The sequence below is a fragment of the Streptomyces virginiae genome, from assembly GCF_041432505.1.
Taxonomy (GTDB): domain Bacteria; phylum Actinomycetota; class Actinomycetes; order Streptomycetales; family Streptomycetaceae; genus Streptomyces; species Streptomyces virginiae_A.
Genome location: NZ_CP107871.1, coordinates 7,275,564 through 7,300,232 on the forward strand (window position 1 = coordinate 7,275,564; position 24,669 = coordinate 7,300,232).

At 73.8% G+C, this 24,669-nt stretch carries 24 protein-coding genes; 11 read left to right on the forward strand and 13 right to left on the reverse strand.

From position 1 onward, the window contains the following. Positions 1 to 77: 77 nt before the first annotated feature. Entirely contained in the window at positions 78 to 779 is a 702-nt protein-coding gene (locus OG624_RS33585) for a sigma-70 family RNA polymerase sigma factor (protein WP_371640181.1), read from the reverse strand. 178 nt (positions 780 to 957) lie between these two features. After that, positions 958 to 1,647, reverse strand: coding sequence for a hypothetical protein (locus OG624_RS33590; RefSeq protein ID WP_244290642.1), 690 nt, complete (start codon positions 1,645 to 1,647; stop codon positions 958 to 960). Positions 1,648 to 2,025: 378 nt separating this feature from the next. Here OG624_RS33590 and OG624_RS33595 point away from each other — a divergent pair, with 378 nt between their 5' ends. Together OG624_RS33595 and OG624_RS33600 are read left to right on the forward strand one after the other, a co-directional pair. After that, positions 2,026 to 3,144, forward strand: a complete 1,119-nt coding sequence (locus OG624_RS33595; RefSeq protein ID WP_033215736.1) for an MFS transporter — start codon at positions 2,026 to 2,028, stop codon at positions 3,142 to 3,144. Beyond that, positions 3,141 to 4,241 carry a sugar ABC transporter permease gene (locus tag OG624_RS33600; RefSeq protein ID WP_371640182.1) on the forward strand — a complete coding sequence of 367 codons (1,101 nt, stop codon included), beginning with the start codon at positions 3,141 to 3,143 and terminating at the stop codon, positions 4,239 to 4,241. Before OG624_RS33595 ends, OG624_RS33600 begins: the two co-directional genes overlap by 4 nt. A 4-nt stretch (positions 4,242 to 4,245) precedes the next feature. Here OG624_RS33600 and OG624_RS33605 read toward each other — a convergent pair whose 3' ends face one another. Further along, complete coding sequence (locus OG624_RS33605) at positions 4,246 to 5,442, reverse strand: acyl-CoA dehydrogenase family protein (RefSeq protein WP_244290643.1); 1,197 nt, start codon at positions 5,440 to 5,442, stop codon at positions 4,246 to 4,248. Positions 5,443 to 5,646: 204 nt separating this feature from the next. On the opposite strand from OG624_RS33605, the gene OG624_RS33610 reads away from it, so the two are divergent. Together OG624_RS33610 and OG624_RS33615 are read left to right on the forward strand one after the other, a co-directional pair. Next, positions 5,647 to 7,470, forward strand: coding sequence for a CoA transferase (locus tag OG624_RS33610; RefSeq protein ID WP_033215342.1), 1,824 nt, complete (start codon positions 5,647 to 5,649; stop codon positions 7,468 to 7,470). After that, complete coding sequence (locus OG624_RS33615; protein ID WP_033215344.1) at positions 7,467 to 9,140, forward strand: class I adenylate-forming enzyme family protein; 1,674 nt, start codon at positions 7,467 to 7,469, stop codon at positions 9,138 to 9,140. The genes OG624_RS33610 and OG624_RS33615 overlap by 4 nt, the downstream gene beginning before the upstream one ends. A gap of 60 nt (positions 9,141 to 9,200) precedes the next feature. Here the strand turns inward: OG624_RS33615 and OG624_RS33620 are convergent, their stop codons facing one another. From OG624_RS33620 to OG624_RS33640, 5 genes are all read right to left on the reverse strand, one after another. Continuing rightward, a complete protein-coding gene (locus tag OG624_RS33620) occupies positions 9,201 to 9,566 on the reverse strand; it encodes a ferrous iron transport protein A (RefSeq protein ID WP_244290644.1) in 366 nt (121 codons plus the stop codon). Positions 9,567 to 9,899: 333 nt separating this feature from the next. Further along, positions 9,900 to 10,712 carry a metal ABC transporter solute-binding protein, Zn/Mn family gene (locus OG624_RS33625; RefSeq protein ID WP_033215348.1) on the reverse strand — a complete coding sequence of 271 codons (813 nt, stop codon included), beginning with the start codon at positions 10,710 to 10,712 and terminating at the stop codon, positions 9,900 to 9,902. Then, a complete protein-coding gene (locus tag OG624_RS33630; protein ID WP_030716724.1) occupies positions 10,670 to 11,536 on the reverse strand; it encodes a metal ABC transporter permease in 867 nt (288 codons plus the stop codon). Before OG624_RS33630 ends, OG624_RS33625 begins: the two co-directional genes overlap by 43 nt. Continuing rightward, the gene (locus OG624_RS33635; protein WP_033215351.1) at positions 11,533 to 12,168 is read right to left on the reverse strand and encodes an ATP-binding cassette domain-containing protein; all 636 of its coding nucleotides are present in this window, start codon (positions 12,166 to 12,168) and stop codon (positions 11,533 to 11,535) included. Before OG624_RS33635 ends, OG624_RS33630 begins: the two co-directional genes overlap by 4 nt. A gap of 138 nt (positions 12,169 to 12,306) precedes the next feature. Further along, positions 12,307 to 12,963, reverse strand: a complete 657-nt coding sequence (locus OG624_RS33640) for a DUF2278 family protein (RefSeq protein ID WP_033215353.1) — start codon at positions 12,961 to 12,963, stop codon at positions 12,307 to 12,309. A 149-nt stretch (positions 12,964 to 13,112) separates the two neighbouring features. On the opposite strand from OG624_RS33640, the gene OG624_RS33645 reads away from it, so the two are divergent. Further along, positions 13,113 to 13,532 carry a TOBE domain-containing protein gene (locus tag OG624_RS33645; RefSeq protein ID WP_033215355.1) on the forward strand — a complete coding sequence of 140 codons (420 nt, stop codon included), beginning with the start codon at positions 13,113 to 13,115 and terminating at the stop codon, positions 13,530 to 13,532. A 25-nt stretch (positions 13,533 to 13,557) separates the two neighbouring features. Here the strand turns inward: OG624_RS33645 and OG624_RS33650 are convergent, their stop codons facing one another. From OG624_RS33650 to OG624_RS33660, 3 genes are all read right to left on the reverse strand, one after another. Further along, a complete protein-coding gene (locus OG624_RS33650) occupies positions 13,558 to 13,998 on the reverse strand; it encodes a molybdopterin-dependent oxidoreductase (RefSeq protein WP_033215356.1) in 441 nt (146 codons plus the stop codon). Positions 13,999 to 14,081: 83 nt separating this feature from the next. Beyond that, positions 14,082 to 16,850 carry a molybdopterin-dependent oxidoreductase gene (locus OG624_RS33655; protein ID WP_033215357.1) on the reverse strand — a complete coding sequence of 923 codons (2,769 nt, stop codon included), beginning with the start codon at positions 16,848 to 16,850 and terminating at the stop codon, positions 14,082 to 14,084. Further along, the gene (locus tag OG624_RS33660; RefSeq protein ID WP_371640183.1) at positions 16,847 to 17,671 is read right to left on the reverse strand and encodes an FAD binding domain-containing protein; all 825 of its coding nucleotides are present in this window, start codon (positions 17,669 to 17,671) and stop codon (positions 16,847 to 16,849) included. Before OG624_RS33660 ends, OG624_RS33655 begins: the two co-directional genes overlap by 4 nt. A gap of 226 nt (positions 17,672 to 17,897) precedes the next feature. Here OG624_RS33660 and OG624_RS33665 point away from each other — a divergent pair, with 226 nt between their 5' ends. Next, a complete protein-coding gene (locus OG624_RS33665; protein ID WP_033215361.1) occupies positions 17,898 to 19,373 on the forward strand; it encodes a PucR family transcriptional regulator in 1,476 nt (491 codons plus the stop codon). 53 nt (positions 19,374 to 19,426) lie between these two features. On the opposite strand, the gene OG624_RS33670 is transcribed toward OG624_RS33665, so the two are convergent. Beyond that, positions 19,427 to 19,693, reverse strand: a complete 267-nt coding sequence (locus OG624_RS33670; protein ID WP_051762526.1) for a hypothetical protein — start codon at positions 19,691 to 19,693, stop codon at positions 19,427 to 19,429. Between the two features lie 181 nt (positions 19,694 to 19,874). Between OG624_RS33670 and OG624_RS33675 the strand changes: the two genes are divergently transcribed. The 5 genes from OG624_RS33675 to OG624_RS33695 all read left to right on the forward strand — a co-directional run bounded on the left by OG624_RS33675 (position 19,875) and on the right by OG624_RS33695 (position 23,984). Beyond that, the gene (locus OG624_RS33675) at positions 19,875 to 20,255 is read left to right on the forward strand and encodes a hypothetical protein (protein ID WP_033215363.1); all 381 of its coding nucleotides are present in this window, start codon (positions 19,875 to 19,877) and stop codon (positions 20,253 to 20,255) included. 153 nt (positions 20,256 to 20,408) lie between these two features. Next, positions 20,409 to 20,828, forward strand: a complete 420-nt coding sequence (locus tag OG624_RS33680; protein WP_266354910.1) for an ATP-binding protein — start codon at positions 20,409 to 20,411, stop codon at positions 20,826 to 20,828. Positions 20,829 to 21,075: 247 nt separating this feature from the next. Further along, entirely contained in the window at positions 21,076 to 21,672 is a 597-nt protein-coding gene (sigK, locus tag OG624_RS33685; RefSeq protein ID WP_442759684.1) for an ECF RNA polymerase sigma factor SigK, read from the forward strand. After that, on the forward strand, positions 21,669 to 22,421 hold the full coding sequence (locus OG624_RS33690) for an anti-sigma factor (protein ID WP_033215365.1): 753 nt from the start codon (positions 21,669 to 21,671) through the stop codon (positions 22,419 to 22,421). The genes sigK and OG624_RS33690 overlap by 4 nt, the downstream gene beginning before the upstream one ends. Before the next feature lie 192 nt (positions 22,422 to 22,613). Next, the gene (locus OG624_RS33695; RefSeq protein ID WP_371640184.1) at positions 22,614 to 23,984 is read left to right on the forward strand and encodes a hypothetical protein; all 1,371 of its coding nucleotides are present in this window, start codon (positions 22,614 to 22,616) and stop codon (positions 23,982 to 23,984) included. Positions 23,985 to 24,013: 29 nt separating this feature from the next. Here the strand turns inward: OG624_RS33695 and OG624_RS33700 are convergent, their stop codons facing one another. After that, the gene (locus OG624_RS33700; RefSeq protein ID WP_033215367.1) at positions 24,014 to 24,463 is read right to left on the reverse strand and encodes a GNAT family N-acetyltransferase; all 450 of its coding nucleotides are present in this window, start codon (positions 24,461 to 24,463) and stop codon (positions 24,014 to 24,016) included. Positions 24,464 to 24,669: the final 206 nt, after the last annotated feature.

Genomic DNA, 24,669 nt, shown 5'->3' on the forward strand with positions numbered 1-24,669 from the left:
GTGGGAGGGCTGCGGGCGCTCACGGCGCCCGCAGCCCTCCCCTCCTATGTCGTACGTCCGCTCGCGCGCCTACCGGCTCAGGCGAGCGCCGCGGCCGCCGTGAGCGTCCGTTCTCCGGCCCGCTCGTGCCGCGGCGCCGGGGGCTCCGGCGCCGGCTCGGTCGTCCGGGTGTCCGTCAGGAGCGCGATCAGCGAGGTACGGGCGCGGGCGACCCGGGAGCGCACCGTACCGATGGGGCAGCCGACGGCCGTGGCCGCCTCGGCGTACGACAGGCCCAGCAACTGCGTCAGCACCAGGGCCTCCCGCCGCTCGGACGGGATCACGGCGAGCAGTTCCGCCAGGGCGATGCCGTCCTCGAAGCCCGGCACGTCGTACGGCTGGGTCTGCTCGGCCGCCGTCTGCCAGTCGCAGCGGTCCGAGAGTCTGGGCCGGGCGGCCGCGTGACGCAGGCTGTCCACGACCGTGCGACGGGCTATCGACAGCAGCCAGGTACGCGCGGAGGAACGGCCCTCGAACCGGGGCAGGCTCGCCAGCGCACGGAGGAAGACGTCCTGGGTGAGGTCGTCGGCCGCCTGGGTGTCGGCGCTGAGGTAGGCCACGTAGCGCCAGACGTCGCGGTGGAGCGCGCGCACGAACCGGTCGGTCTTCGCCGGATCGCCGTCGCGGGCGTCCAACGCCAGCCGGGTCACCGCCGCGTCGGAGTCGGGCGTGCGCCGGGCCGGTCGGTTGCTGGCGGTACAGGAAGAAGGGGTGGAAGGGGTCGTCAGGGCAGCAGTCATCGCCACAAGGTCCTTACGGGCAAAGGGAGTCCGGCGCCACGAGCGGCGGGGCCGGTGAGGGGTGCGGTCTGCCGGAAGGCATGACCGAGGCCCGAGGCGCGATGTGCGGATGCGAAAGCGTGTGCGAAGCGCGTGGGAAAGCGGTCGCGGTCGCGGACGCGGCTCGGGGAACCAGCTGTCAGAGGACAGCGGTTCCCGCCGGCGGACCCCGTGAGGTGATGGCGTGGACGAGGAAGAGCCGGCGCGGCGCGCGGTTCCGGCGCCGACGGCGGACGCGGACGGGCGGCCGGTGCGCGGGCACGGCCGTACGGAGCAGCAGCCGCATCGGAGTCCACAGACGCCCGGCGACGGCGCGCACCACGCGGAAGGCCGCCCGCTCGCCGTGCGCGAGCCACAGCCCGCACAGCACGGCGGCCAGCAGGTGCGCGGCCAGCATGCCGGCCGGAGACATGGCGCCCGCCTCGTGCACGCCGACCGGCAACGGCCCGCCGGTGGCGCCGGCCAGGGCGGACGCGGTGTCCGTCGCCCCGTGCATGGCGTGGTGCGCGTGGGCGGTGGCCGCCGGCGTTCCGACGCCGGGCGGCCGCGTCATCCCCGCCATCGGCGCCATCGAGGACATCTGCCCTGATCCGGTCGGCGCGGCCGGACCGACGAGCGACTGGGCCAGGGTGAAACCGGTGTGCAGCACCGCCTGGACGGCGACGGCAGCCGTCGTCACGGCGAGCAGCCCGCGTTCACGTCCCGCCAGGGCCCAGGCCGTCGCCGCCGTGCCCGGGAAAGCGACGGCCAAAGCCCACCAGGGCACCGGCACACCGGACATGAGCAGGTGTCCGGTCGCCGCGAGCAGCACACAGAGGGCTGCGAACATCGCAGCCCGTAGCGCTCGCAAACAGCGGACCGGGTTCATGGAGGGCTCATCCTCGCACCGGCCTCCCGAGCCGCACATCAGGGTGCGCACTTCCGGACAAGTTCCCGCGTCCCGGCCTGTCAGGGCCGGGTCGCCCGCCTCGTGTGGTGCAGGGCACAACGGAGTGGGGGAACCTGCCCGCCGCTCCATCCGACTGCCTACCCGCTCGGTCGAAGAGTTCAACGTCCTGGGAGGGGAGACTTCGTGACGGCGGAAGGGGTGGCGCGGCGGCCGGAGAGAGCGACGCCGGAGGGGACGACGGCGAGCGCGGCGACGGCGCCCCCGACGGAGCAGGACGTGGGCGCCGGGCGGCAGTTGACCGCACTGCTCACCTGCGCCATGGCGTTCTCGATGCTCCAGCTGTTCCTCCTCGGGGCGCTGGGCCCACGCCTGGTCACCGAACTCGGCGTTTCCCCGGCCGTATTGGGGCTGACGACCACGATCGGCTTCGGGACCGCCGCCGTCCTGTCCCCGGCCGGCGGCCGGATCGTCGACCGGATCGGACCGCGGCGCTCCCTGGTGGCCCTGCTGATCCTCTCCGCCGCGGCCCTCTGCCTGATCGGCGCCGCACCCGGCGCCGGTCTGCTGCTCGGCGCCGTCGCCCTGGGCGGCGTACCCCAGGCGCTGGCCAACCCGGCCACCAACAAGGCCGTGCTGCGGGCCGTTCCGCCCGCCCGGCGGGGTGCGGTGACCGGGCTCAAGCAGTCCGGGGTCCAGCTCGGCGCCTTCGCGGCCGGACTTCCGCTCGCTCTGCTCGCGGGCGGCATCGGCTGGCGGGGGGCCGTCTGGACCGGCGCCGGCGCCGCCCTGCTCGCCGGGCTGTGGGCGCTCCGCGTCCTGCCCGCCGACCCCGCCCCGCCGCCCGCGGGGCCCCGTACGGCTCTCGTCCCGCGCGGGATGGTGGCCTGGCTGGCGGTGTTCTCGCTGTTTCTCGGCGCCGGCATCGCCTCGGTCAACACCTACCTCGCCCTCTTCGGCGCACAGCGTCTGGGCATGGGCCCGACGGTGGCGGCCGCCCTGGTCGCCGTACTCGGCGTGGCGGGGATCGCGGGCCGGGTCGGATGGTCGAAGGCGGCCCGGCCCGGGCGGGCCGAGTGGCTCCCGGGGTGGCTGGCCTGCGGGGCGCTGGGCGCGGCGGTCCTGCTGGCGGCCGCCCTGCTGGTCGGCCCGCTGGTGTGGATCGGCGCGATCGCCGTCGGTGTCTTCGCCGTCTCCGGCAACGCCGTCTCCATGGTGCTGGTCATGCAGCGGGCCGCCCCCGGCCGCGCCGGACAGGACTCGGCGCTGGTCGCGGCCGGGTTCTTCGGCGGATTCGCGGTGGGCCCGCCCCTCTTCGGCCTGCTCGCGCAGAGCGGCCGGTACGGGTCGGGCTGGCTGCTGGTCGCGGCGGAGTTCGCGGCGGCGGCGGCCGTCGCGGTCCTGTGGGCCGTACGGGACCGACGGCAGGGCGGGGCGTGAGCGCGGACGGCGCCGGGCTCGGCCCGGCCTTCGACGCCGTCATGGCACGGGTGGCGGTGACCGCCGAGGCGGTCGGCCCGCGCTTCCCGCTGTACGCCGAGCTGTCCGACGGCCGGTGGACGACCACCGGCCGCGGTTCGTGGACCGGCGGGTTCTGGGCGGGGCTGCTGTGGCTGCGGGCCCGATACACCGGCGACGCCGCCGACCGGCGCGCCGCCGCCGCGTGCACGGCCCGGCTCGCACCGTGGGTGGGCGCCGACACCGCCACCCGTGGCCTGATCCTCTGGTACGGGACCGCTCCGGCCGGGGACGACGCCGGGGCCGCCGAGCTGCAGGGCCTCGGCGCCCGAGCGATGCTGTCGGCCTACGACCGCGAACTCGGGCTGGTGCCTTGGGGGGACGCGCTCGGCGGGCCCCGTCTGCTCGCCCGCGTGGACGGCGTGCCGGGAACCGTACCCCTGCTGGCCGGAGCCGGAGGGCAGGGCGCCGCCGCGGCCCACCTTTCCCGCCACCTCGACCTCTGCCTCGGCGCGACCCCCGGAGTGCTGATTCCTGCCCTGACCTTCGACGCGGTCGCGGGCTGGCAGCCCTGCCCGGACCCGCCGCCGGGCTGGAGCCGGGGCCGTGCCTGGTTGCTCCTGGCGGTGGCCGACGCCCTGCTGCGCCCGGACCTGTCCCTACCCGGCCCGGCCGCCCGCCTCGGCGAGGCGGCGGAGCGACTGATGGCCCAACTCGGCTCCACGGAACATGAGTTCCCGGGCGGTAGTGGACCGGTCCCGGCGGCCGACGCCGGCCGCCCGGACGGGCCGCTCGACACCTCGGCCGCCGCGATCACCGCCGTCGCCCTGCTGAAACTCGCCCGGGTGCCCGGCCCCCGGGCGGCCGGGTACGCGTACCGGGCCGAGGCGATCCTCGGCCGGCTCGCGGAGGACCACGTCACCGGACCGGGCTCCGGGCGACCGACCGGGATGCTGCTCGACGGCTGTTACGACGCCGGGATGGGGCTGGCCGTGCGGCACGAGCTCGTCTGGGGCGACTTCTTCCTGGCGCTCGGCCTCGCCGCTGTGCACGGGGTCGTCGACATCACCCGCGTGTAGCGGCTCACTCCGGGCCGGTGCCGGTGCCCCTGTCACTGCCGCTGCCGCTGCCGCTACCTCTGTCACTGCTGTCCCGCCCGTATCCGCGCAGGACCCGGCGGGCCACCGAGGTGATGTGCAGCTCGTCCGGGCCGTCGAGGACGCGGGCGGCCCGGCCCGTCCGGAAGAGTCCGGGCAGCGGGGTGTCCGGGCCGAGCCCGGCGGCGCCGTGGACCTGGATGGCGGAGTCCGCGACCTGCTGGAGCATGCGCGCGGCGGCGACCTTGGCGAGCCCCACCTCCGTGCGCGCGTCCCGCCCGGCGTCGATCAGTGCCACCGCCTCGTGCACCAAGGGGCGGGTGGTGCGCAGGGCGAGCAGGGCGTCGAAGACGTGACTTTGGACCAGCTGCTGGTCGGCGAGCGGTCCACGGGACCCGTGGCGGGTGGCGGCCCGCTCGCACATGAGGTCGAAGGCCCGCTGGGCCTGGCCGAGCCAGCGCAGGCAGCGCAGCGTACGGCCGAGCTGCAGCCGCTCGCCGGCGATGGCGAGCGCGTCCCCGGGCTCGCCGAGGAGATGGTCGGCCGGGACCCGCACCCGGTCGAGCGCGATCTCGTACTGGCCGCCCGTACCGAGGACGGGCAGTTCACGTACGACGCGGAACCCGGCCGACGCCGTGGGCACGAGCAGCAGCGACAGCCCCTCACGATCGCCGGAGCCCCCGCCGGTGCGGGCCATGACCGTCACCAGGTCGGCGCCCGCGACGCCCGAGGTGAACCACTTGCGGCCGGTGACCACCCAACCGCCGTCCGGTCCGCGCTCCGCCCGGGTGGCGGTCCGGAAGGGATCGGTGCCGGGGACGTCCGGCTCGGTCATGGCGTAACAGGTCCGTATCTCCCCGGCGACCAGCCGCTTCAGGTACGCCTCACGGACCGTGGTCCCCCCGTGCCGCGCCAGCATCGTCACGTCGAGGAGCGGGGCGGAGCCCAGCGCGGCCGGACCGTGGTCACTGGCCCCCTCCACCTCGGCCAGTTCGGCGTACGCGCGGAACCCGAGCCCGCCGCCGCCCAGTTCCTCCGGGAGCGGCAGCGCCCAGAGGCCCTCCTCCCGTGCCTGGCCGCGCAGTTCGGCCAGTGCCTCGGCCGCAGCGGGTCCGCCGCCGTCCAGCAGCGCCTCCCGGGGGATCACCCGGGAGCGGACGAACCGGTCGATGCGTCCCCTCATCTCCGCTGCTCCTGCGGTCCGTTGTGCGTCCGCGGTGTGGTCCGTGCCTGGATCCGTCACTTCTTTCCTCCTCATTCCCGGGAACTCGCGGGAACGGCCGACCGACTCCCTGTCCGTGGAACTGGTCGGGCGCGGACGCTCCCGGGTTCCCCACATTCGGCAAGACCCGGGCGCAGGCCACCGCCGCGCCAGGAGAGGAGAGGCATGGCGTCACCAGCAACCACGCAGACGGTCCGGCCGCTCGACACACTGCGCTTCGACACCTCGGGGCCCCCGCAGATCACGAGCGTCATCGCCGACCACCTGAGGCTGCTCGGCGCACGGACGGACCGCCCCGCCCAGGACGGCGCGTCCACCGGCATCGCCGCCGGCACCGATGGCCCGCCCACCGGCGGCACCACGCTCACGGGCGGCGGTTTCGACCCGGCGCACGCGACCGCCACCTGGGCGGATCCGGCGAGCGGGCTCACCGACGAGGCCACGGTGCAGGCCGCCACCGGCATCATGGCCGTGCACGGCCGGCGCGACGGCGGCCCGCGCGGCCTCGCCGTCGACTACGCGGCCACCGCCACCGGGGTCCTGGCCGTGCAAGGGCTGCTCGCGGCGCTCGTGGGCCAGGCCCGCGGCGGCGCCGCCCGCGCGGTCACCACCGGTGCGGACCGGGCGGGCCTGCTCGCGGTCTCCCAGTACCTCGCCGCCGCCGGGGCCGACGAGGGCGAGGCCGCCGAACTCGCGCCCGGAGGGCCTCCGTTCACCTCGTCCGACGGTGTCCTCTTCGAACTGGAGACGCTCGACCCGGGAGCCTGGGCGGCCTTCTGGAAGGCACTGGAGGCACCCGTGGACGCCCTGCGGGCCGGCTGGCGGCCCTTCCAGTTCCGCTACGCCACCGCCTGCGCCCCCTTCCCGGCGGCCCTCCACCTCACGGCCCGGTCCCACTCCTGGGAACGGATCCGCCGGGCCGCGGCCGCCTACGGCACCGAGGTGTGCGCCCTGCGCCCGCTGGCCGAGCGGGCGGCGGAACATGACGGCGCCGCCCCCTGGTCCCTGGCCCCGTCGGCTCCCGGACGTCTCACCGCCCGGTCGCACCGGCTGCCCGGCGCGGCACACTCCGGCGGGCCGCTGGCCGGGCTCACCGTGCTGGAGGCCGGCCGCCGCATCCAGGCACCGCTCGCCGCGCATCTGCTCGGGCTCCTCGGCGCCGACGTGATCCGGATCGAACCGCCGGGCGGCGACCCGCTGCGCGGCATGCCCCCGGCCTGCTCCGGGATCTCGGCGCGCTGGCTCGCCCTCAACCGGGGCAAGCGGGCCGTCGAGATCGACATCAAGCGGGAGGGCGACCGCCTGCGGCTGCGGGAGCTGGCCGCCGGGGCCGACGTCTTCCTGCACAACTGGGCACCGGGCAAGGCCGCCGAGCTCGGCCTCGACTGCGCGGACCTCGCACGGGTCAATCCCGCGCTCGTCTACGCGTACACCAGCGGCTGGGCCGGCCGGATCCAGGACGCCCCCATGGGCACCGACTTCATGGTCCAGGCCCGTACGGGCGTCGGCGAGGCCGTCCGCCCCGAGGGCGAGGCCCCGGCGCCCTCGCTGATGACCTTGCTCGACGTACTGGGCGGACTGCTCGGCGCCGAGGCCGTCCTCGCCGGGCTGCTGCTGCGCGAACGCACCGGCCACGGCGTACGGGTGGACTCCTCGCTGCTCGGCGCCGCCGACACCCTGACCGCCCCCGCCCTGCGCCGAGCGGGCCGCGGCGAGAACCCCCGGCGGCCGGCCGGATTCCGGCACCCGGTGCCGACGGCGGACGGCCTGCTCGCGGCGGCCGACGCCGACGCCCACGCCGTCGCCCTCCACGACCTGGGCGGGCTGTCCACGACCGAGGCCCTGGCCCGGCTGCACGAGCACGGGCTGAGCGCGACCGCGGTCACCACCGAGCTGTCCGACCTGCACCACGATCCGCGCTTCACCGGCTCGATCAGCCGCGACGCGCACGGCGCCCCCGTCGTCCCCGACCCCTGGAGCTTCGTATGACCGCCGACAGGCTCGTCCTGCACGACCTGCTGCCCGCCGAACTCCGCCGGTCCTGGGTGGTCGACGGGACCTGCCCCGACCTCGACCTCTACAGCCTCTTCCGGGCCCGCCAGATCGCCGACCTGCACCGCACGGCCGTCCTCGATGCCAAGGGCAAGCTCTGCTACACGGCGCTGGACCGCAAGGTCCGATGTCTGGCCACCGGCCTGCGGGAACTCGGGATCGGCCCGGGCGACGTGGTCGGCGTGCAACTCCCCAACAACCGCTTCGCCGTCATCGCCGATCTGGCGCTCGCCGCGCTCGGCGCGATCGCGCTCCCGTTCCCTGTGGGTCGGGGCGTCCTCGAAGCCGAGTGCCTGCTGCGCCGCGCCGAGGCCGTCGCCGTCATCGCGGCCACCGAGCACCGGGAGTTCCGGCACGCGGCGGACCTGAGCACCCTCGCCGGGGCGCTCCCGACACTGCGCCACGTCATCGCGGCGGGGCCGGTCGCGCCCGAAGGAACGATTCATCTGTCGGCGCTGCTGCGTTCCGACCCCAGTGGATTCGTCCCCGCCCGGCCCGACCCCGACAGCGCCGCACGCATCCTCGTCTCCTCGGGCTCCGAGGCCGAACCGAAGATGATCGCGTACTCGCACAACGCGCTGGCCGGCGGACGCGGGAACTTCCTCGCCTCCCTCATCCCGGACCGCACCCCGCCGAGCTGCCTGTTCCTCGTACCGCTGGCCTCCGCCTTCGGGTCCAACGGCACCGCCGTCACCCTGGCCCGGCACGGCGGCACCCTCGTGCTGCTCGACCACTTCACCCCGCAAGCGGCGATCGAGGCGGTGCGCACACACAGGCCGACGCACATCCTCGGCGTGCCCACGATGGTCCGCATGATGCTCGAACACCTCGACGGGACGGACGAGGAACTGCCCGCCCCCACCGCACTGGTCCTCGGCGGCGCGCCGCTCGACGAGACCACCGCGGCCGCCGCGGCCAAGGCCTTCGGCTGCCCCGTGGTGAACCTCTACGGCTCCGCCGACGGCGTCAACTGCCACACCGGGCTCGCCCACACGGTGCCGCCCACCGACGGATCCGGGGTCGTCGCGGGCCATCCCGACCCCCGCGTCGCCGAGATCCGCATCGCCGACCCGGACACGCACGAACCGCTGCCCGACGGCGCCGTCGGCGAGATCATCTCGCGCGGCCCGATGACCCCGCTGTGCTACGTGGGCGCGCCCGACCTGGACGCCCGCTACCGCACGCCCGACGGCTGGGTCCGCACCGGGGACCTCGGCTACCTCGACTCCGACAGCGTCCTGCACATCGTCGGCCGCCTCAAGGACATCGTCATCCGCGGCGGCGCCAACATCAGCCCGGCGGAGGTGGAACGCGAACTCACCGCGCACCCGCAGGTCCGCGACGTGGCCTGCGTCGGCGTCCCGGACCCGTTGATGGGGGAGCGGTTGGCGGCCTGCGTGGTGCCGCGCGGCGGGCAGCCCCTCACCCTCGCCTCGCTCGGCGACCACCTCACCCGGCGCGGGCTCGAACGGAACAAGCACCCCGAGCGGCTGCTCCTGATCGCCGAACTGCCGCTGACGGCGGCCGGCAAACCGGACCGCGCGGCCCTGCGCGAACGCCTCGCGTCGACCGGCGCGGCGGCCCCGCCGCTCGCCCAGGCGGGCTGAGGACCGGGGTCCGGCGGCAGGCTCCTGCCGCCGGACCCCACCGGCCGGACGAAGCCCGCCTCACGGACCGGGCCGCAGGTACCGGTCCCAGATCAAGGCCTTGCGGTACGGGCCGTCCCCGTCACCGTCGTACTGCGGCTCGTCGAAGGCGACCCAGTACGCCAGTTCGCCGGCCCGGGCACGAGGGTGCTCGACGGGCTCCGGCGCGCCCATGCCGTCGATCGTTCCCAGGAACTCCTCCCGCCAGGGCCCGTCCCCACTCGGATCACGGACCACGACGACCCGAGAGCCCGCGGGCAGCGCGGCGGACGGCCACTCCTGCGGCAACGCCCGCCCCGTCAGCCGCTCGACGGCCGACCGGTCACAGATGTTCGCCGCGCCGGAGGAAGAGGCGGAAGAAGGGGAAGAGGAGGAGGAAGCAGCCATGCACCCACCTTCCCCGCGCACGGCCCCCGAAGCCACCGGTTGACGGACGACCGCTCCGGGCCCGGAACCGATCGGCTGCGCGCTGCGCCACCTGCCCGTGGAGTCGTAGCGCACGCCGCCTCCCTTCCGAGGGGCGCGCGGGAGCGGGCGGGGCGGATCGGGGCGGCGCGAGGGTCGTGGGCCGGAGGTAGTGGCTCGGGTCGATGATGATCACGACCTCCGGCGTGGTTCATGGTGGCCGAGCGCCCCGCGGAACGGCGAACCGGCGGACCGGTGAATGGCCGGTTCTCGTCTGGTCTCGCGCGGGCCGCGGGGCGGCTCGTCAACGGCTGATCACGAAGCGCCCATGGCCTTTTTCAGCTCGGCCGCGGCGTTTCGGTAGACCGTCAGCAGGTCCAGGTCCTCACCGGGATAGTTGACGATTTTCACCTGCTCGGCGCCGGAGTCGGGGAGCACCGTGCCGGTGGACATGTGCGCGTTGTCCAGCACCAGCTCCGGCTTCTTCGCCGCGAGTTCGGCCAGCTGCGCCGGGGTCACGGCCTCGGGCCCGTAGGTGCCCACAGGGGTGGCGCCCGCGAGCTTCGCCGACCACGCCGTGAAGACCTGGGTCACGACGGAGGGGCTGCGGCCGCCGGGCCACCCGGCCTGGACCTCCTTGTTCAACTTCGCGTACTCGGTGTCGAATCCGGCCTTCCAGCGCGTGGCCGCGTCCGCCGTGCCGAAGAGCGCGCCCAGCTTGTCGACCTCGGCCTTGACCTTGTCGGGGTCGTTGTCGAGGTTCACCTCGACCAGCTTCGCCTTGGAGCCGGCGGCCTCCTTGATCTTCGCGGCGTACGGCTCGAAGGGCGCGTACAGCACGAAGTCGGCCTTGGCCACGGCGGCGAGGTCCGACGGCTTGGGGTCGTAGTCCGGGGCGTGGTGGACGGACTGCGGCACGATGACCTTGACGTCCTCGGCGCCCGCCGCCTTCGCGAAGGCGCCCTCCCAGGTGGTGGTGACGACCACGACCGGCTTCTTGGCCTGCGGCTGCGGGCCGGCCTCGGACTTCGTGTCCTGGGGCGAGGGGTCGTTCCCGCAGGCGGCGGTCAGGAAGAGCGCCGCGCTCAGTGCGAGGAGGGAAGTGATACGGACGCGGGTGCGCGCCATGAGCTGATTCTCCGTTCGGGTATGAAATGCACCGCGAGGACCAGTGCCCCCGCGGTCAGGACGAGGACCGGGCCGGGCGGCCAGTCCAGCCACAGGGCCAGCAGGAACCCCGTCAGGTTCACCGCCACGCCGATGCCGACCGCCCAGAGGGTGATCGATTTCAGTGAGCTGCCCAGGCGGCGGGCGGCGAGTGCGGGCAGCAAGGTCAGGGCGTCGACGAGCAGGGCGCCGGTGAGTTTGATCGCCCCGGCGACCGCGATGGCGACCAGGACCAGCAGTGCGGCCGTCAGCGCCCGCACGGGTACGCCGGAACACTGGGCGAGCTCGCGGTCGTAGAGCAGGAGGCCGATCTCGCGCCGCCGCCACCAGAACAGGCCCGGCACGACGACGGCCAGGACGCCGAGGACGACGAGGTCGGCGGAGCCCACCGACAGGATGGATCCCCACAACAGGGCGAAGGCGCCGGAGGCGTTCACCCCTGACACGGCCAGCAGCAGCAGCGCCGCCGCGATGGCCAGGCTCATCAGCAGGCCCATCGCCCCCGACAGGCCGTCCGGGGTCCGGGCGAGCGGGGCGACACCCGCGCCGGCCAGCGCGCAGGCCACCAGCGCGCACAGCATCGGGTCGAGTCCGGTGAGCAGGCCGACGGCGATGCCCAGCAGGGCCACGTGCATCATCGCGAACCGCACCGGCATGATGTCGAGCCCGACGATGACCACACCGATGACCGGCAGCCCGATCGCGGCCAGCAGCAGCGCCACTCCGGCCCGTTGTACGGGCAGCAGTCGCAGCAGTTCGCCGAGGTCGGCGGTGGCCAGATTCACCGGATCTCCCGCAGGTGGCCCGCGGCCATCTCCAGGACGCGGTCGCACCGGTCGGCGAGCGCCCGGTCGTGCGTCACCACGATGAGGGTCACCGGCAGGGAGGTGAGGACGTCCGCGGCCTCCGACTGCCCGTCGAAGTCGAGGGCGGCGGTCGGCTCGTCCGCCAGGAGCAACTCGGCTCCCGCCGCGATGCATCCGATCGCACGGGCGAGGTACATCCGCTGCAACTGGCCGCCGGAGAGGGTGTGCAGGGGCCGCCCGACGAGTTTGCCCACACCGAGCCGCTCGGCGGCCTCGGCCGCCTCCGCCGGCGCGTTGCTGGCGGCCAGCAGTTCGGCGCCGAGCAGCGGGAAGCGGCCGGCGGCCGGCTTCTGCGGGATCCAGGCACAGGCCCGGCGCCGCCAGGCCCATTCGGCGGGGGACCGGCCCTCGCGTCCGCCGACCCGGATCGATCCCGTCGTCTGGCGGTGCAGGCCGAGGACGGCGCGCAGCAGCGTCGTCTTGCCCGAGCCGTTGGTGCCGGTCAGGGCCACGCGCTCTCCGGCGGCGATCTCCAGGTCGACGGCGGAGACGGCCTCCACCCGGCCGTGCCGGCACACGACCTCCCGCATGCGCACATCCAGCCCGCCCATCACATGCCTCCTCCGCCACGCGGGAAGGCGAGGATCCGCCTCCCACGGGGGAGTAGTCGGACGGGGCACGCCCGAAGTTCCCGGCGGTCCGGGGCCGATTTCGTGCGGGCCGGGCCGTCGGAGCGGACAGGGCGGGACTCAGACCGGGTGGCCGTCGGCGTCCGTGTGGTCCTTCTGGCCGGAGAACTTGTTCAGGAACACGTCGTAACGGCCGTCGGGGCGCCGGGTCATGGTCGCGCCGTCCTGCCAGATGCCGTTCTCGGGCCACCACGGGCTGCCGTACGGGTCGCCCTGGTTCTGGTGGATGTTGTGCACGCCCAGCCCGGTGTCGAAGGGCTCGCCGAAGACCAGGATCCGCCGTCCGACCGTGAGGATCGGTTCGAAGGCGGTGGCCGCTTCGAGATTGGAGCCCGAGGTCCACGGCGGGGACGACTTCAGGAGCCGGTCGAGGAGTTCGCGCAGCGGGCCGGGCAGCCATCCGGGCCAGTCCTGGCGCCGGCGCAGGGCCGGATGGCGGATGTAGTCGAGGGCGCCGGACCCGGGCGTGCGGGCGAGATCGTGGAAGCCCGGCGCCAGGGCGGCCACCGGGCCGAGTGCCGCCGCGTCCACGGTGAAGACCTTCCACTGCACGCCGGTGTCCGAGTCGTGGCTGTCCACGTCGACGGCGCACTTGTACCGCCCGTCCGGGGCGTCGACACGGAGGTTGACGTGGAACCAGGCGCCCTCCGTGTCGGGGGTGTCGCGGAAGTGTTGGTGCAGGGTCCCGGCCAGCACGCCGTAGCGGTCGAAGGGCATGCTCCCCAGTGAAGCACCGGGCCGACCGGTCGGGTGGTTCTGGCGCGCGGGCGCGAGGAGGATCGGGGCGGGCCGGACCGGGTGGCCCTACGGTCGGTCCCGTGCGGCCCTCCCGGACCGCGCGAGGCGCCTACGCAAGAGGTCGAACCATGACTCTGAGCATCCGCAACCAGCTCGCGGGCACCGTCACCGCCGTCACCGTCGGCGAAGCCATGGCGACGGTCAAGGTCCGGCTGGACGGCGGTCAGGAGATCACCGCCGCCATCACCGCCGAAGCCGTCAAGGACCTCGGCATCACCTCGGGATCCGCGGTGAAGGCGCTCGTCAAGTCCACCGAGGTGGCCCTGGCCACCGGCCCGGTCGAGAACATCTCCATCCGCAACCAGATCACGGGCACGGTGTCCGAGGTGGCCGTCGGCCCGGCCATGGCCGCCGTGAAGATCAACGTGAACGGGGGCGGGCTGACCGCGGCCGTCACCGCCGACGGCGTCCAGGCGCTGGGTCTGGTCCCCGGCTCCGCCGTCGTCGCGCTGATCAAGTCGACCGAGATCTCCCTCGCCGGCGCCTGAACCGTAAGCGTCGTCCCGGCCGCGCTCAGAGGCCCGGCGCCGCCAGGGCGCCGAACCACACGTGCGTGACCGCGCTGACATAGCGGGCCCCGCACCGGTCCGACGGGACCACCAGCTGGGCCCCGGCCTCGTCCAGGTCCGTCCCGTCCAGCCGGGTGGCCAGCAGCACCGGACTGCCCCCGAAGTCGGCGTCCAGTTCGGCCCAGGCGAGAACGCTGTGGTGGCCGTCCCCGCCGCTGACGGCCAGCAGGAAGCGCGATCGGTCCTTGCGGCGCCGGGCGTCGAAGGCCGGCCCCGCGCTCGCGACCACGTCACGCAGCAACACACCCTCGAAGACGTGGTGCTGCGGGCCGTTCGTCGCGCAGTCGAACACCACCTTGGCCCGGTGCTGCTTCCATTCGCGCAGGTCGGCGACGCTGAGCAGGGCCGGGCGGTCGAGGTCGCCGTGCAGCATGAGTTTGGCCATACGAGCCCGATTCCCGGATACCGTCGCCTTGGAAACGTATCTGCCACCCTCATCTCACCATGTGAGCCGCAGATGAGTCCGATCTACTCCCTTGCAGCTTGCATTTTCTGCCATACGACGTCCCTGGTCACGGGCATCTCGGTGAACCGCACCCCGGTCGCGTCCCGCAGGGCGTTGGTGAAGGCGGGGCCCACCGGGTTGAAGGGGCTCTCGCTCATGGACTTGGCGCCGAGCGGGCCGATCGCGTCCGAGGTCTCCATGAAGTGGACCTCCGTGCGCGGGATGTCCGCGTACTGCGGGAGCCGGTAGCGGCGGAAGGCGGCCGTGGTGACCTCGCCGCGCTCGTCCACCCGTACCGTCTCGAACAGGGTCGCGCCCAACGCCTGGGCCACGCCCCCCTCGACCTGGCCACGGCACTGCAGCGGGTTCATGACCTTGCCGGCGTCCGCCGCGTGCACGCTCCGCAGGATCCTCATCTCGCCGGTGTCCGGGTCGACGGCGAGGCGGAACCACTGGGCGTTGAAGGCCACCGAACGGGGGGAGCCGGTCCAGTGGCCGTCCGCGGCCATCTCCTCCAGCTCGCCCTTGTCCTGCGCGGCCTCGTACAACTCCTTGAGGGTGACGATCCGGCCCGCGCAGTCGAAGGCCTCGGGCCCCAGCTCGCACAGGTGCCGGGCCACGCCCGTGTGGCGGGCCGCGAAGGTCAGCAGGCGCTCCGCGAGCGAGTTCGCCGCCAGCATCACCGCCTTGCCCGCCACCACCGTGCCGGCGGATCCGAAGGCTCCGGTGTCGTGCCGGACCACGTCCGTGTCCGACTGGCGGACCGCGATCCGGTCCACCGTCGTGTTCAGGGCACCGGCCGTGATCTGCTTGTGGACGGTGGTCGTGCCGTTGCCGAACTCCGCCGTGCCGACCGCGATGTCGTACGTACCGTCACGCAGCAGGCTCACCCGGGCATCGGCGAAGTGACCGCCGGGCGGACCGGTCGCGATCATCGCGACGGCCGATCCCGTGCCGGTGAGCCAGCCCTCCGGGACGTCCTCGTGGCTGCGGTCCTCAGCGATGGCCTTGCGCACCACGTCCATGCACTGCTTCAACCCGTACGAGGCGATGAACAGGTCCTCCTCGTGGCCGATCGGGGTCACCAGGTGGTCACCGGCGCCGATGACGTTCTTCTCGCGCAGTACGAGCGGATCCATGCCGAGCCGGAGGGCGAGTTCGTCCATCGCCGATTCGAGGGCGAACAGCACCTGGCCCAGGCCGTAGCCGCGGAAGGCGCCGGCCGGGACGCCGTTGGTGTAGACGGAGTACGCCTCCACCTCCTTGTTCGGCGCCTTGTAGACGGCGAAGGACTCGCCCACGCTGTGGAACATGACCGCCGGGCCGTGGTTTCCGTAGGCGCCGGTGTTGGAGACCACGCGGATGCGCAGCGCGGTCAGGGTGCCGTCGGCCTTGGCACCGATCTTGATGGTGATCTTGAAGGGGTGGCGGGTGGTGGCCCCGTAGAACTGCTCGGCCCGGGTGAATTCGAGTTTCACCGGCCGGCGCAGCTTCAGGGCGGCGAGGACGACGATGTCCTCGGTGAGCATCTCCTGCTTGCCACCGAACCCGCCGCCCACGCGGCCCGCGACGACGCGCACCTCGTCCTCGTTCAGGTCGTAGAGGGCGCACAGCGCCCGCCGGGTCAGGAACGGGGCCTGGGTGGAGGACCGGACGGTGATGCGCTCGCCGTCACCCTCCTCCTTGGGCTCGAAGTACGCGACGCTGCCGTGGGTCTCCAGGCTGGCGTGCTGCACGCGCTGCGTCCGGAAGGTCTCCTCGTAGACGACGTCCGCCTCCGCGTACCCCTGCGCCATGTCGCCGAGCGTGTTGTGGACCTCGCCGCACACGTTGTTCTCGGCGCGGAAGATCCCCGATTCGGGGCCCTTGAGGTGGAGGATCGGCGCACCCGGCAGCATGGCCTCCTCCGGGTCGACGACGTAGGGGAGCTCCTCGTACGTGACGACCACCCGGCGGCAGCCCTCCTCCGCGGCCTGCTCGCTGTCGGCGACGACGGCGGCCACGCGCTGGCCGACGAAGCGGACCACGTCGTCCAGGACGCGGGTGTCCATCGGGTCCTCGGTCGGGTGCTCGTGGCGGGCCGACGAGTACAGCCGGTCGGGGGCGTCGTGGTGGGTGAGGACCGCGTGGACCCCCGGGACCTGAAGGGCGTCCCTGATGTCGATGTCGACGATCCGCGCGTGCGGGTGCGGCGAGCGCAGCAGCTTCATGTGCAGCAGCCCGGGCACCTCCACGTCGAACGTGTAGCGGGCGGTGCCGGTGACGACGAGCGGCCCGGCCGGGGCGGCCAGGGACCGGCCCACGGCCTGCCCGGCCTCGGGGCTCTCGGTGTGCTTGACCCCGCGGACCGCGTCCTCGATGGCGCGGTAGCCCGTACAGCGGCAGATGTTGCCCTTGAAGGCGCGCGGCAGGTCCTGGAGCTTGCCGTCGTCGTGGACGGTGCCCTCCTCCGCCTGGAGGGCGGCGGTGGTCATCAGGAAGCCGGCGGTGCAGAAGCCGCACTGGAAGCCCTGGGCGTCCAGGAACTGCCGCTGCGCCGGGTGGAGTTCGCCGCCGGAGCGGGCGAGACCCTCCACCGTGGTGACGCGGCGCCCCTCGGCGCGGACGGCCGGGTAGAGACAGCTGTGCACGGGCTGTCCGTCGACGTGGACCGTACAAGCCCCGCAGTCGCCTTGGTCGCAGCCCTTCTTCACGCCGAACCAGCCGCGTTCGCGCAGGTAGGTGCGCAGGCACTGGCCGGCCCGCGGCTCGGTGTCGAAACGCCGCTCGTTGATCTCGATCTCGTACGTCATCGGTGGTCCTCGGTGGTGAGCTCGCGGCGGATCTCCTCGGCCAGGCGCAGGGCCATGTGGCGCCGCCATGCGGGCAGTCCGTGGATGTCGTCGTACCACTCGTCCGGCCGGACGGTGCCGTCGATCGCCGCGCGCAGTTCGGCGGCCGTGGGCGGCAACGCGAACCAGAAGCGGAAGGGGCGGACGGTGGCGGCGGACACCGTCACGGCGAGGGAGCCGTCGGCGGGGTCGCACGCGCCGATGACCAGCGCGCCGGAGCGTCCGAGTCCGTACAAGGACGCCTGGCGGAAGGCCGTACGGGAGTCCAGCGCGTTCGGGGGCAGGCGCACGGACCGCAGCAGCTCACCCTCCCGCAGGTCCTTCACGCCGGCGCCGAGGATGAACTCGGTGACGGGCATCCGGCGGGTGGCGCCGTCCTGGCTCTGGAGGAAGACCGTCCCGTCGAGGCCGGCCGTGAGGGAGACCATGGGGCCCGCGGGCAGGCCGTTGCACAGGTTCCCGCCGACGGTCGCCATGTTCCAGATCTTGAAGCTGGCGAGGAAGGCCCGACAGCACTGCTCGAAGAGCGGGGCGGCCGTGGTCGGCAGGGTCCGGGCGAACCGCGAGAGCTCGGTGATCGTGCAGGTCGCGGCGATGTCCAGGGAGCCGTCGGGCTGCCAGGACAGGGGCGGCCAGCCCATGCGGGAGAGGTCGACCAGGCGGCGGATGTGCGGCTGGGGCTCGGAGAAGAGGTACGTGCCGCCGCCGAGCCAGGCGTCACCGGGACGCCAGGGTTCGCGGCGGCGCGCGTCGCGCACGTCGAGCACCGTGTTGAGATCCAATTCGCGCCACCAGCCTTTCCGGCCTGACAGGGGGTTTCAGCCAGTGAAGCAACGGGAGACGGTGCGAAACGACTGGTCCCGGCCACGGAATCGGACGAGCCCGCAACCATCCCTCCTGGAGGATCAACCAAGAGGCGTACCGGGCACTTCACCTAGCATTTACGATGACTCAGCCTCTGTTCACCTCGCGAATGTGGGCATCCGCCCATCGCAAGGAGTCCCCGCCATGCACGTCCTGGACCTGCTCCAGCTCGACAGCCTCGGCCTCCACCTGCTCTGGGGCGAGGAAACCCTTCTCGGCCAGGAGGTCGCCGGTGTCACCGCCACCGACCTGGAGGAGCCCGGCCGCTTCCTGGGGCCCGGGGAACTCGTGCTGAGCGGACTCGTGTGGTGGGCCGAGGGTGACGTGGCCAAGGCGGACCGCTTCGTCGGCGCGCTCGCCGACGCCGGCGCCACGGCGCTGCTGGCCGGGGAAGAGACCCACGGCAGGGTCCCCGAAGAGGTCGTCGACGCCTGCCGGAGCCACCGGGTGCCGCTCGTGGCCGTCCCCGCGCGCACCAGCTTCCGGGCGGTCACCGAGGCCGTGTACCTGCGCCAGTGGGGCGACCTCAGCCGCCGCCCGACCCGGCTCTTCGCCCTCCCCGAGAACGTGCGCGGCGAGCTGAGCCGGCTCGTCGAGGCGGGGGCGGGCCCGGACGAACTCCTGGACCGGGCGTGCGCGCACCTCGGCCGGGTCTCCTGCTACCTGCTCACCGCCACCGGCCGCACGGTGGCCCGTACCCCGTCCGCCCCCGAGCTGCCCGCCGGGCAGGTGTCCGCCGCCTCCGCGCGCGGCGGGGTCCGGCTGCGCATCGAGACCGAGAGCTCCCCGTACGACGCCTGGCAGCTGTACGTGCCCGACCCGGACGCGGCGCCCCCGCGGGTGCTCCACGAGATCGCCGAGGTGCTCGCCCAGAGCAGAGGCGGACAGACCCGCCGGCTCGCGGCGGAGCGGCTGGCCGGGCAGGAGCTGATCGGCGTACTGGAGGGAACCCTCGCGGGCCCCACCCCCGCCCCCGCCGACACCGGAGCGCTGGAGGAGGCGCTCGCGGGCGCCGGGTTGCCCGTCGGAGGGGCGTACCGGGTCATGGCATCGACCTCGGGCGACGCCCTCGCGGAGGGCCTGCGCCACCTGGAGGGCGCCGTGTACGCGGTGGGCCGGTCGGTGGCGGTGCTGCACGAGGACCCGGCCTCCGAGATCGACGCGGCCGGCGCGCTCCGCGCGGTGTGGCCGCTGCTCCAGCAGTGCGGGGGACCGCAGGCGGACCTCCGGTTGGGCATCGGCGCGCGGGCCGAGGGCCTGGAAGGGCTGCGTGCCTCGCTCACCCAGGCCCGGTTCGCGCTCACCTCGGCCGACGGGACGGTCCCGGTGCGCGGGGTCGAGCACCTGGACACCCTCGGGGAGCTGATGGCGGGGATCCCGCCGGAGGTGCGATCCGTGTACGGGGCACGGACCCTGGGGGCGCTCGGGGACGGGATGCTGCGGGACACCCTGGAGGTCTTCCTGGCCAACAACTGCTCCTGGGCCCGCACGGCCGAGGCGCTCCACCTGCACGTGAACACGGTGCACTACCGGATCGAGCGGGTGGAGGTCCTGACGGGCCGTGACCTGTCGCGCCTCGACCACAAGCTGGACCTGTACGCGGCGCTGCGCTGCGGATGACCTCGGGCGCCGGGACGGGGCCTACGGTGCTTCGACGTGGACCTCGGTGGACGTCACCCGGGCCGCCACCTCGTCGAGCCGTACGGCGGTGACGACCCGGCGAAGGAGTTCCGTACGGAGGTCGGCGCGACGCGGGGCGGCAACGGGTGCGTTCCGGCGGCCCGTTCCTGGGCGAAGGCGGCCAGGGCCACGCCGTCGACGGATCGTGAACCGTCCGGAGCGCGGTCGGCCGGCAGTCGGCCCGTCTCCGTCCATCGGAGGACGGTTTCCGGGCTCACGCGCAGCGGTCGGGCGGCGAGGCTCACGGAGTACGTCGGCACGCCCGCAGCATGGGCGATGCCGCTCGGGCCGCGAACGGCGCGGCGCCGGGGTCGAGCCTTTTTGTCCGCACATGAGGTTTTTCCAATCCCTCGCGCCGCTCGCGGCGAATCCCTGATGAGGCTCCTGAGGTCGAAGGGGCCGCCGAACCGACCGTCCGACGAAGGGAAGGAGGTGAGTGCGATGACCGGTTCGCTGCGCACGCGGCGTCTGCTGGTGGGGGCCACGTCCGTCGGGCTGCTGGCCGGCGGGTCGCTGCTGGGCCTCTCCGGCACCGCGAACGCCGCCCCGGCGACGTCCGCCACGGTGAGCTCGACGCTCACCGGTGACCGCGACCGTGACCGTGATCGCGACCACCGTCAGGACCGCCATGACCGCCACAACCGGTGGGACCGCCACGAGCGGTGCACCTGGGTGAAGGGCCATTGGGAATACAAGTGGAAGCACGGCACCTGGCATCAGGGCTACCGCGACCACCACGGCAACTGGCACGACGGCTGGTGGGGCAAGGGCTACTCGAAGCACTGGACGCCCGGCCACTGGAACTGCCACAGCAAGTGGTAGCTCCGACGCAACGTAGCGCCGACCTGGCACACAGGGGTTCCGGGGTCACCGCCCCGGAACCCCGTCCGTTCCCGGCTCCCGTAGCTCCCGTAGCTCCCGTAGCTCCCGTAGCCACCGGCCCCCCCGGGGCCGCTCGCACAGCGAGGAACAGTCATGGACACCGCAATCGCATCCACCGCGCGGCCGAGGACCGTGCACCACCCCCTGCCGTCAGGACCGCGTGCCGCCGGTGAAGCCCGCCGCAGCGCCGCGCGCACCCTCGCCCTGCACCCCGTGCGCTGCCCACAGGAGACCGCCTGCGACATCCTGCTGATCGCCTCCGAGCTCGCCACCAACGCGGTCCGGCACGCCCTGCCCCCGTACGCGCTCACGATCAGCCTGGACCGCGGCCGGGCGGGCATCTGTGTCAGCGACGGCTCGCTCTCCCTGCCCCGGCGGGGCGACGGCCACGGGCCCGACGCCACCCGCGGGCGCGGACTGCAGATCGTCCGGGCGCTCGGCGCGGACCTCTTCGTCAGCCGCTCACCGCGCGGCAAGCAGGTCATCGCCGTGATCACCTGGCGGGACCCCTGACCCGCCGGTTCCCTCGAACGAGGGAACCGCGCGCCGGCCCGGAGCGTGAACGCCCTCCCATCCGTACGCGCCTCCGCTACGAAGAACCATCAGACCCCGCCCCCTGGACCTGTGGTCGACACCGCCTTTCGCGCGGCGGTCCGGCCGCTGCTCTCCGGACAAGGATCACCATGCGATGGACAGCCCGCCCCCGACCGGACGCCCCCGGCCGACCCCGCGTCCGGTCCCCACGGTCGGAGCCCACCCCGTGAACCGACCGAGCCCCTTCGCCCCCGAACCCGCCGAAGGCCCCGCCGACCGCATCGACCTCGCCCAGGTCATGCGGCAGGTGGCCCACGGCGACAAGGAGGCGTTCTCCGTCCTGTACGACGCCCTCGCCCCCCTGGTCCTCGGGATCGTGATCAAGGTCGTGCGCGACCGGGCCCAGTCCGAGGAGGTCGCCCAAGAGGTCATGATCGACCTGTGGCGGCAGGCCGCCCGCTACCGGCCCGACTCCGGCAGCGTCACCACCTGGGTCGCGACCATCGCCCACCGGCGGGCCGTGGACCGGGTCCGCTCCGCCCAGGCATCCTCCGACCGGGAACACGCGCAGGCCGCCCGCGAGCACCGCACGGCATTCGACGAGGTCGCCGAACAGGTCGAGACCCGCCTGGACAGCGAACAGGTCCGCCGCTGCCTGCGCGGCCTGACCGAACTCCAGCGACAGGTCGTGACCATGGCCTACTACCAGGGCCTGACCTACCGCGAGGTCGCCGAAGTCCTCCACACGCCGCTTCCCACCGTCAAGACGCGCATGCGCGACGGGCTGATCCGGCTCCGCGACTGCATGGGGGTGACCACATGAACCAGCACCGGTCCGACAGCCACACCCTCACCGCCGCCTACGCGCTGAACGCCCTGGACCCCGGCGAACACGAGCCGTTCACCGACCACCTCTCCCGGTGCGAGGAGTGCCGCCAGGAAGTGGCCGAGTTCCAGGCCACCGCCGCCCGGCTGGCCGCCGCCGTGGCCGTGCCGCCGCCCCCTGCCATGAAGCGGCGCACCCTGGCGGCCGTCGACGGCGTGCGCCAACTCCCGCCCCGGGGCTCCACCGCCGTGGCCCCGGTCGCGCCGCGCGGCGCGCTGCGCCGCAAGGTCGGACGGTTCGTCGTGGCCGCGAGCGTGGCCGCCGCGGCCCTGTTCGCGGGCCTGGCCGCCTGGCAGCACCAGGAGAGCCGCCACTACGCACAGCAGGCCCGGCAGATCGAGCAGCGCCTCGACGACGTCGGCACGGTCCTGGCCGCTCCCGACGCCCGCGCCGTGCACGGCCGCACCAGCAACGGAGCCTCCGCCACCGTCGTCTCCTCGGCGGTGCGCGACAAGGCCGTCTTCACCGCCGGCGGACTGCCCGCGCCCGCCCCCGGCACGACCTATCAACTCTGGCTCGACCACGACGGCACGATGCGCCCGGCCGGTTTCATCCACCAGGACGGAACCGTCCTCATCGACGGCGACACGGCCGGCGCCGCCGCGATCGGCCTCACCCTCGAACCCACCGGAGGCTCCGACCAGCCCACGACGGCCCCGCTCCTCCTGATGGACCTCCCGGCCTGACGACCGCCGCGCTCGGACGACAGGCGCTCGGACGCCGGGCGCTGGGACGACGGGCGCTCGGATGGCGGGTGCGGCGGATTTCCGGAACGCTGTTCTCCGGGTGGACGGGTGGTGTGCACCGGGAATTGTCCACCGTGGCCGAATCTTCTCGACGGCCGTCACGACGTGACGCCGTAGACGAGAGGACCTTCCGTGACCGTTCGCTTCGCCGCCGGGACCGCCGGCGCCGCCGCCCTGCTGGTCGCCGCGCTGACCGTGCCCGCGCAGGCCGTGACGTACGGGACGCCGACGATCGCGCTGTCCGCCTCCTACCTCTCCGGGGCCGTCGGCGCGACCGGTGACCCGGTCGTGAACGTCACCGTCGGCCAGAGCGGGGCCGACGCGTCCGCGCTCACCGTCAGCGTGTCCGCGTCGAGCAAGGCCTCGGTCGCCGGTATCGGGGACGCGACCTTCACGGGCGGCGGGGCGGTGCGGCAGCTGGCCGTCGCCGCGCGTGGCCGCGGCTACACCAACCTCACCGTCAAGGTCACCGGGCTGGGCGGCAAGACCGCCACCAAGACGCTGTCCTACGCGGCCTCGGCAGCCGTGCAGAACCCGGCCGACGCGCGGTACCTCACCGGGTCCGCGGACGCCTCGGCCGCCGTGGACGTGGGCGGCGGGTACGCGGTGGTGGCCGACGACGAGTCCAACGTGCTGCGCCTGTACGACCGCTCCCGCTCGGGCGCACCGGTGCGGACCTGGGACTTCTCCTCGCAGCTCGGCGTGAGCAAGGAGGTGGACATCGAGGGCGCGACCCGGATCGGCAACACCATCTACTGGACCGGCTCGCTCGGCAACAACAAGGACGGCGAGTACAAGGCTCCCCGCAACACGGTCTTCACCACCACGGTGAGCGGATCCGGCGCGAGCGCGCAGCTGACCTACGGGCGCTCGTACAAGAAGCTCCGCGACGACCTGGTGGCCTGGGACAAGGCCAACGGGAACAAGTACGGCTTCGCGGCGGGCACCGCGGAGGGTGAGGCGCCGAAGCAGATCGACGGGTTCAACGTCGAGGGCCTGGAGTTCGCCCCGGGCTCGACCAGCACCGCCTACCTGGGCTTCCGGGCCCCGCTCGCGCCGGTCGTGCCCGGCGGCAAGGCCCTGATCGTGCCGGTCACCAACTTCGACCAGGTCCTGGCGAGCGGGGTCAAGGCCACCTTCGGGCCGGGCATCGAGCTGGACCTCGGCGGCCTCTCCGTCCGGGACATCCGCAAGAACGCGGCCGGGCAGTACCTGATCCTGGCCGGCTCCTGGGCCGCCGACGACAACTCCGACCCGTACGCGCTCTACCAGTGGGACGGCGTCCCCGGCCACGCGCCGGTCAAGCGGGCGGACCTGCCGACCACCGACCCCGGCGGCTGGGAGGCCATCGTGGAGGTGCCGGACCTGACGGTTCCGGGCGCCCGGGTGCAGCTGATCACGGACAGCGGGTCCGCGGACCTGTACGGGGACGGCACCGAGGCCAAGGACCTGACCCACGCGGAGTGGAAGAAGGCCCGGGCGGCCTGGTTCGCACTGGGCTGACGCGTGCGGGGCCGGCCGACCGTCGGGGCTCAGGGGGTCATGTCGTAGGTGACCCACATCGTGCGCCGGGCGACCTGGTCGTACTTGGCGCGGGCGCGGTGGTTGTCGTCGGCGGTGATCCAGCGGACCACGCTCCAGCCCCGCTCGGCCGCGAGCTCGCGCAGGGCGCCGAGCAGCAGGTCGGCGGCGCCCGAGCCGCGATGCTCGGGTGCCACGAACAGGTCGTCGAGGAAGCAGCCGACTGTCGCGGAGAGCGGGCGCGCGAACGGACGGTAGTGGGCGAGGCCCAGCAGCCGGCCCTCGCCGTCCTCGGCCACCAGGGCGTCGACCTCGTGTCCGGGGTCGGTCACCCAGGACCACACCGTGGCGGCCGCCTCCTCGGTCTGCTCCACGCCGTAGAAGTCGGCGTAGCCGCGGTAGAGGACGCGCCACTGGGCGAAGTCGCCCTCCCGCACGGAACGCACGCTGATGGTGGACATGGGGCTGGACTCCCGTGATCGAAGGAAGGCGGAACATCGATCATCCGGGAGTCCGGCGGGCTCGGCAGGTGCCGGGGTGTCGAAACGCGGGCCGTCGCAGCTCCACGATGTACGGGTACGGGTACGGGTACGGGCGACGGCGGCGGTCGGCGAAGCCCCGCGCGCCGAACACCGCTGTCGGCGCGCGGGGGCTTCCTGGACCAGGT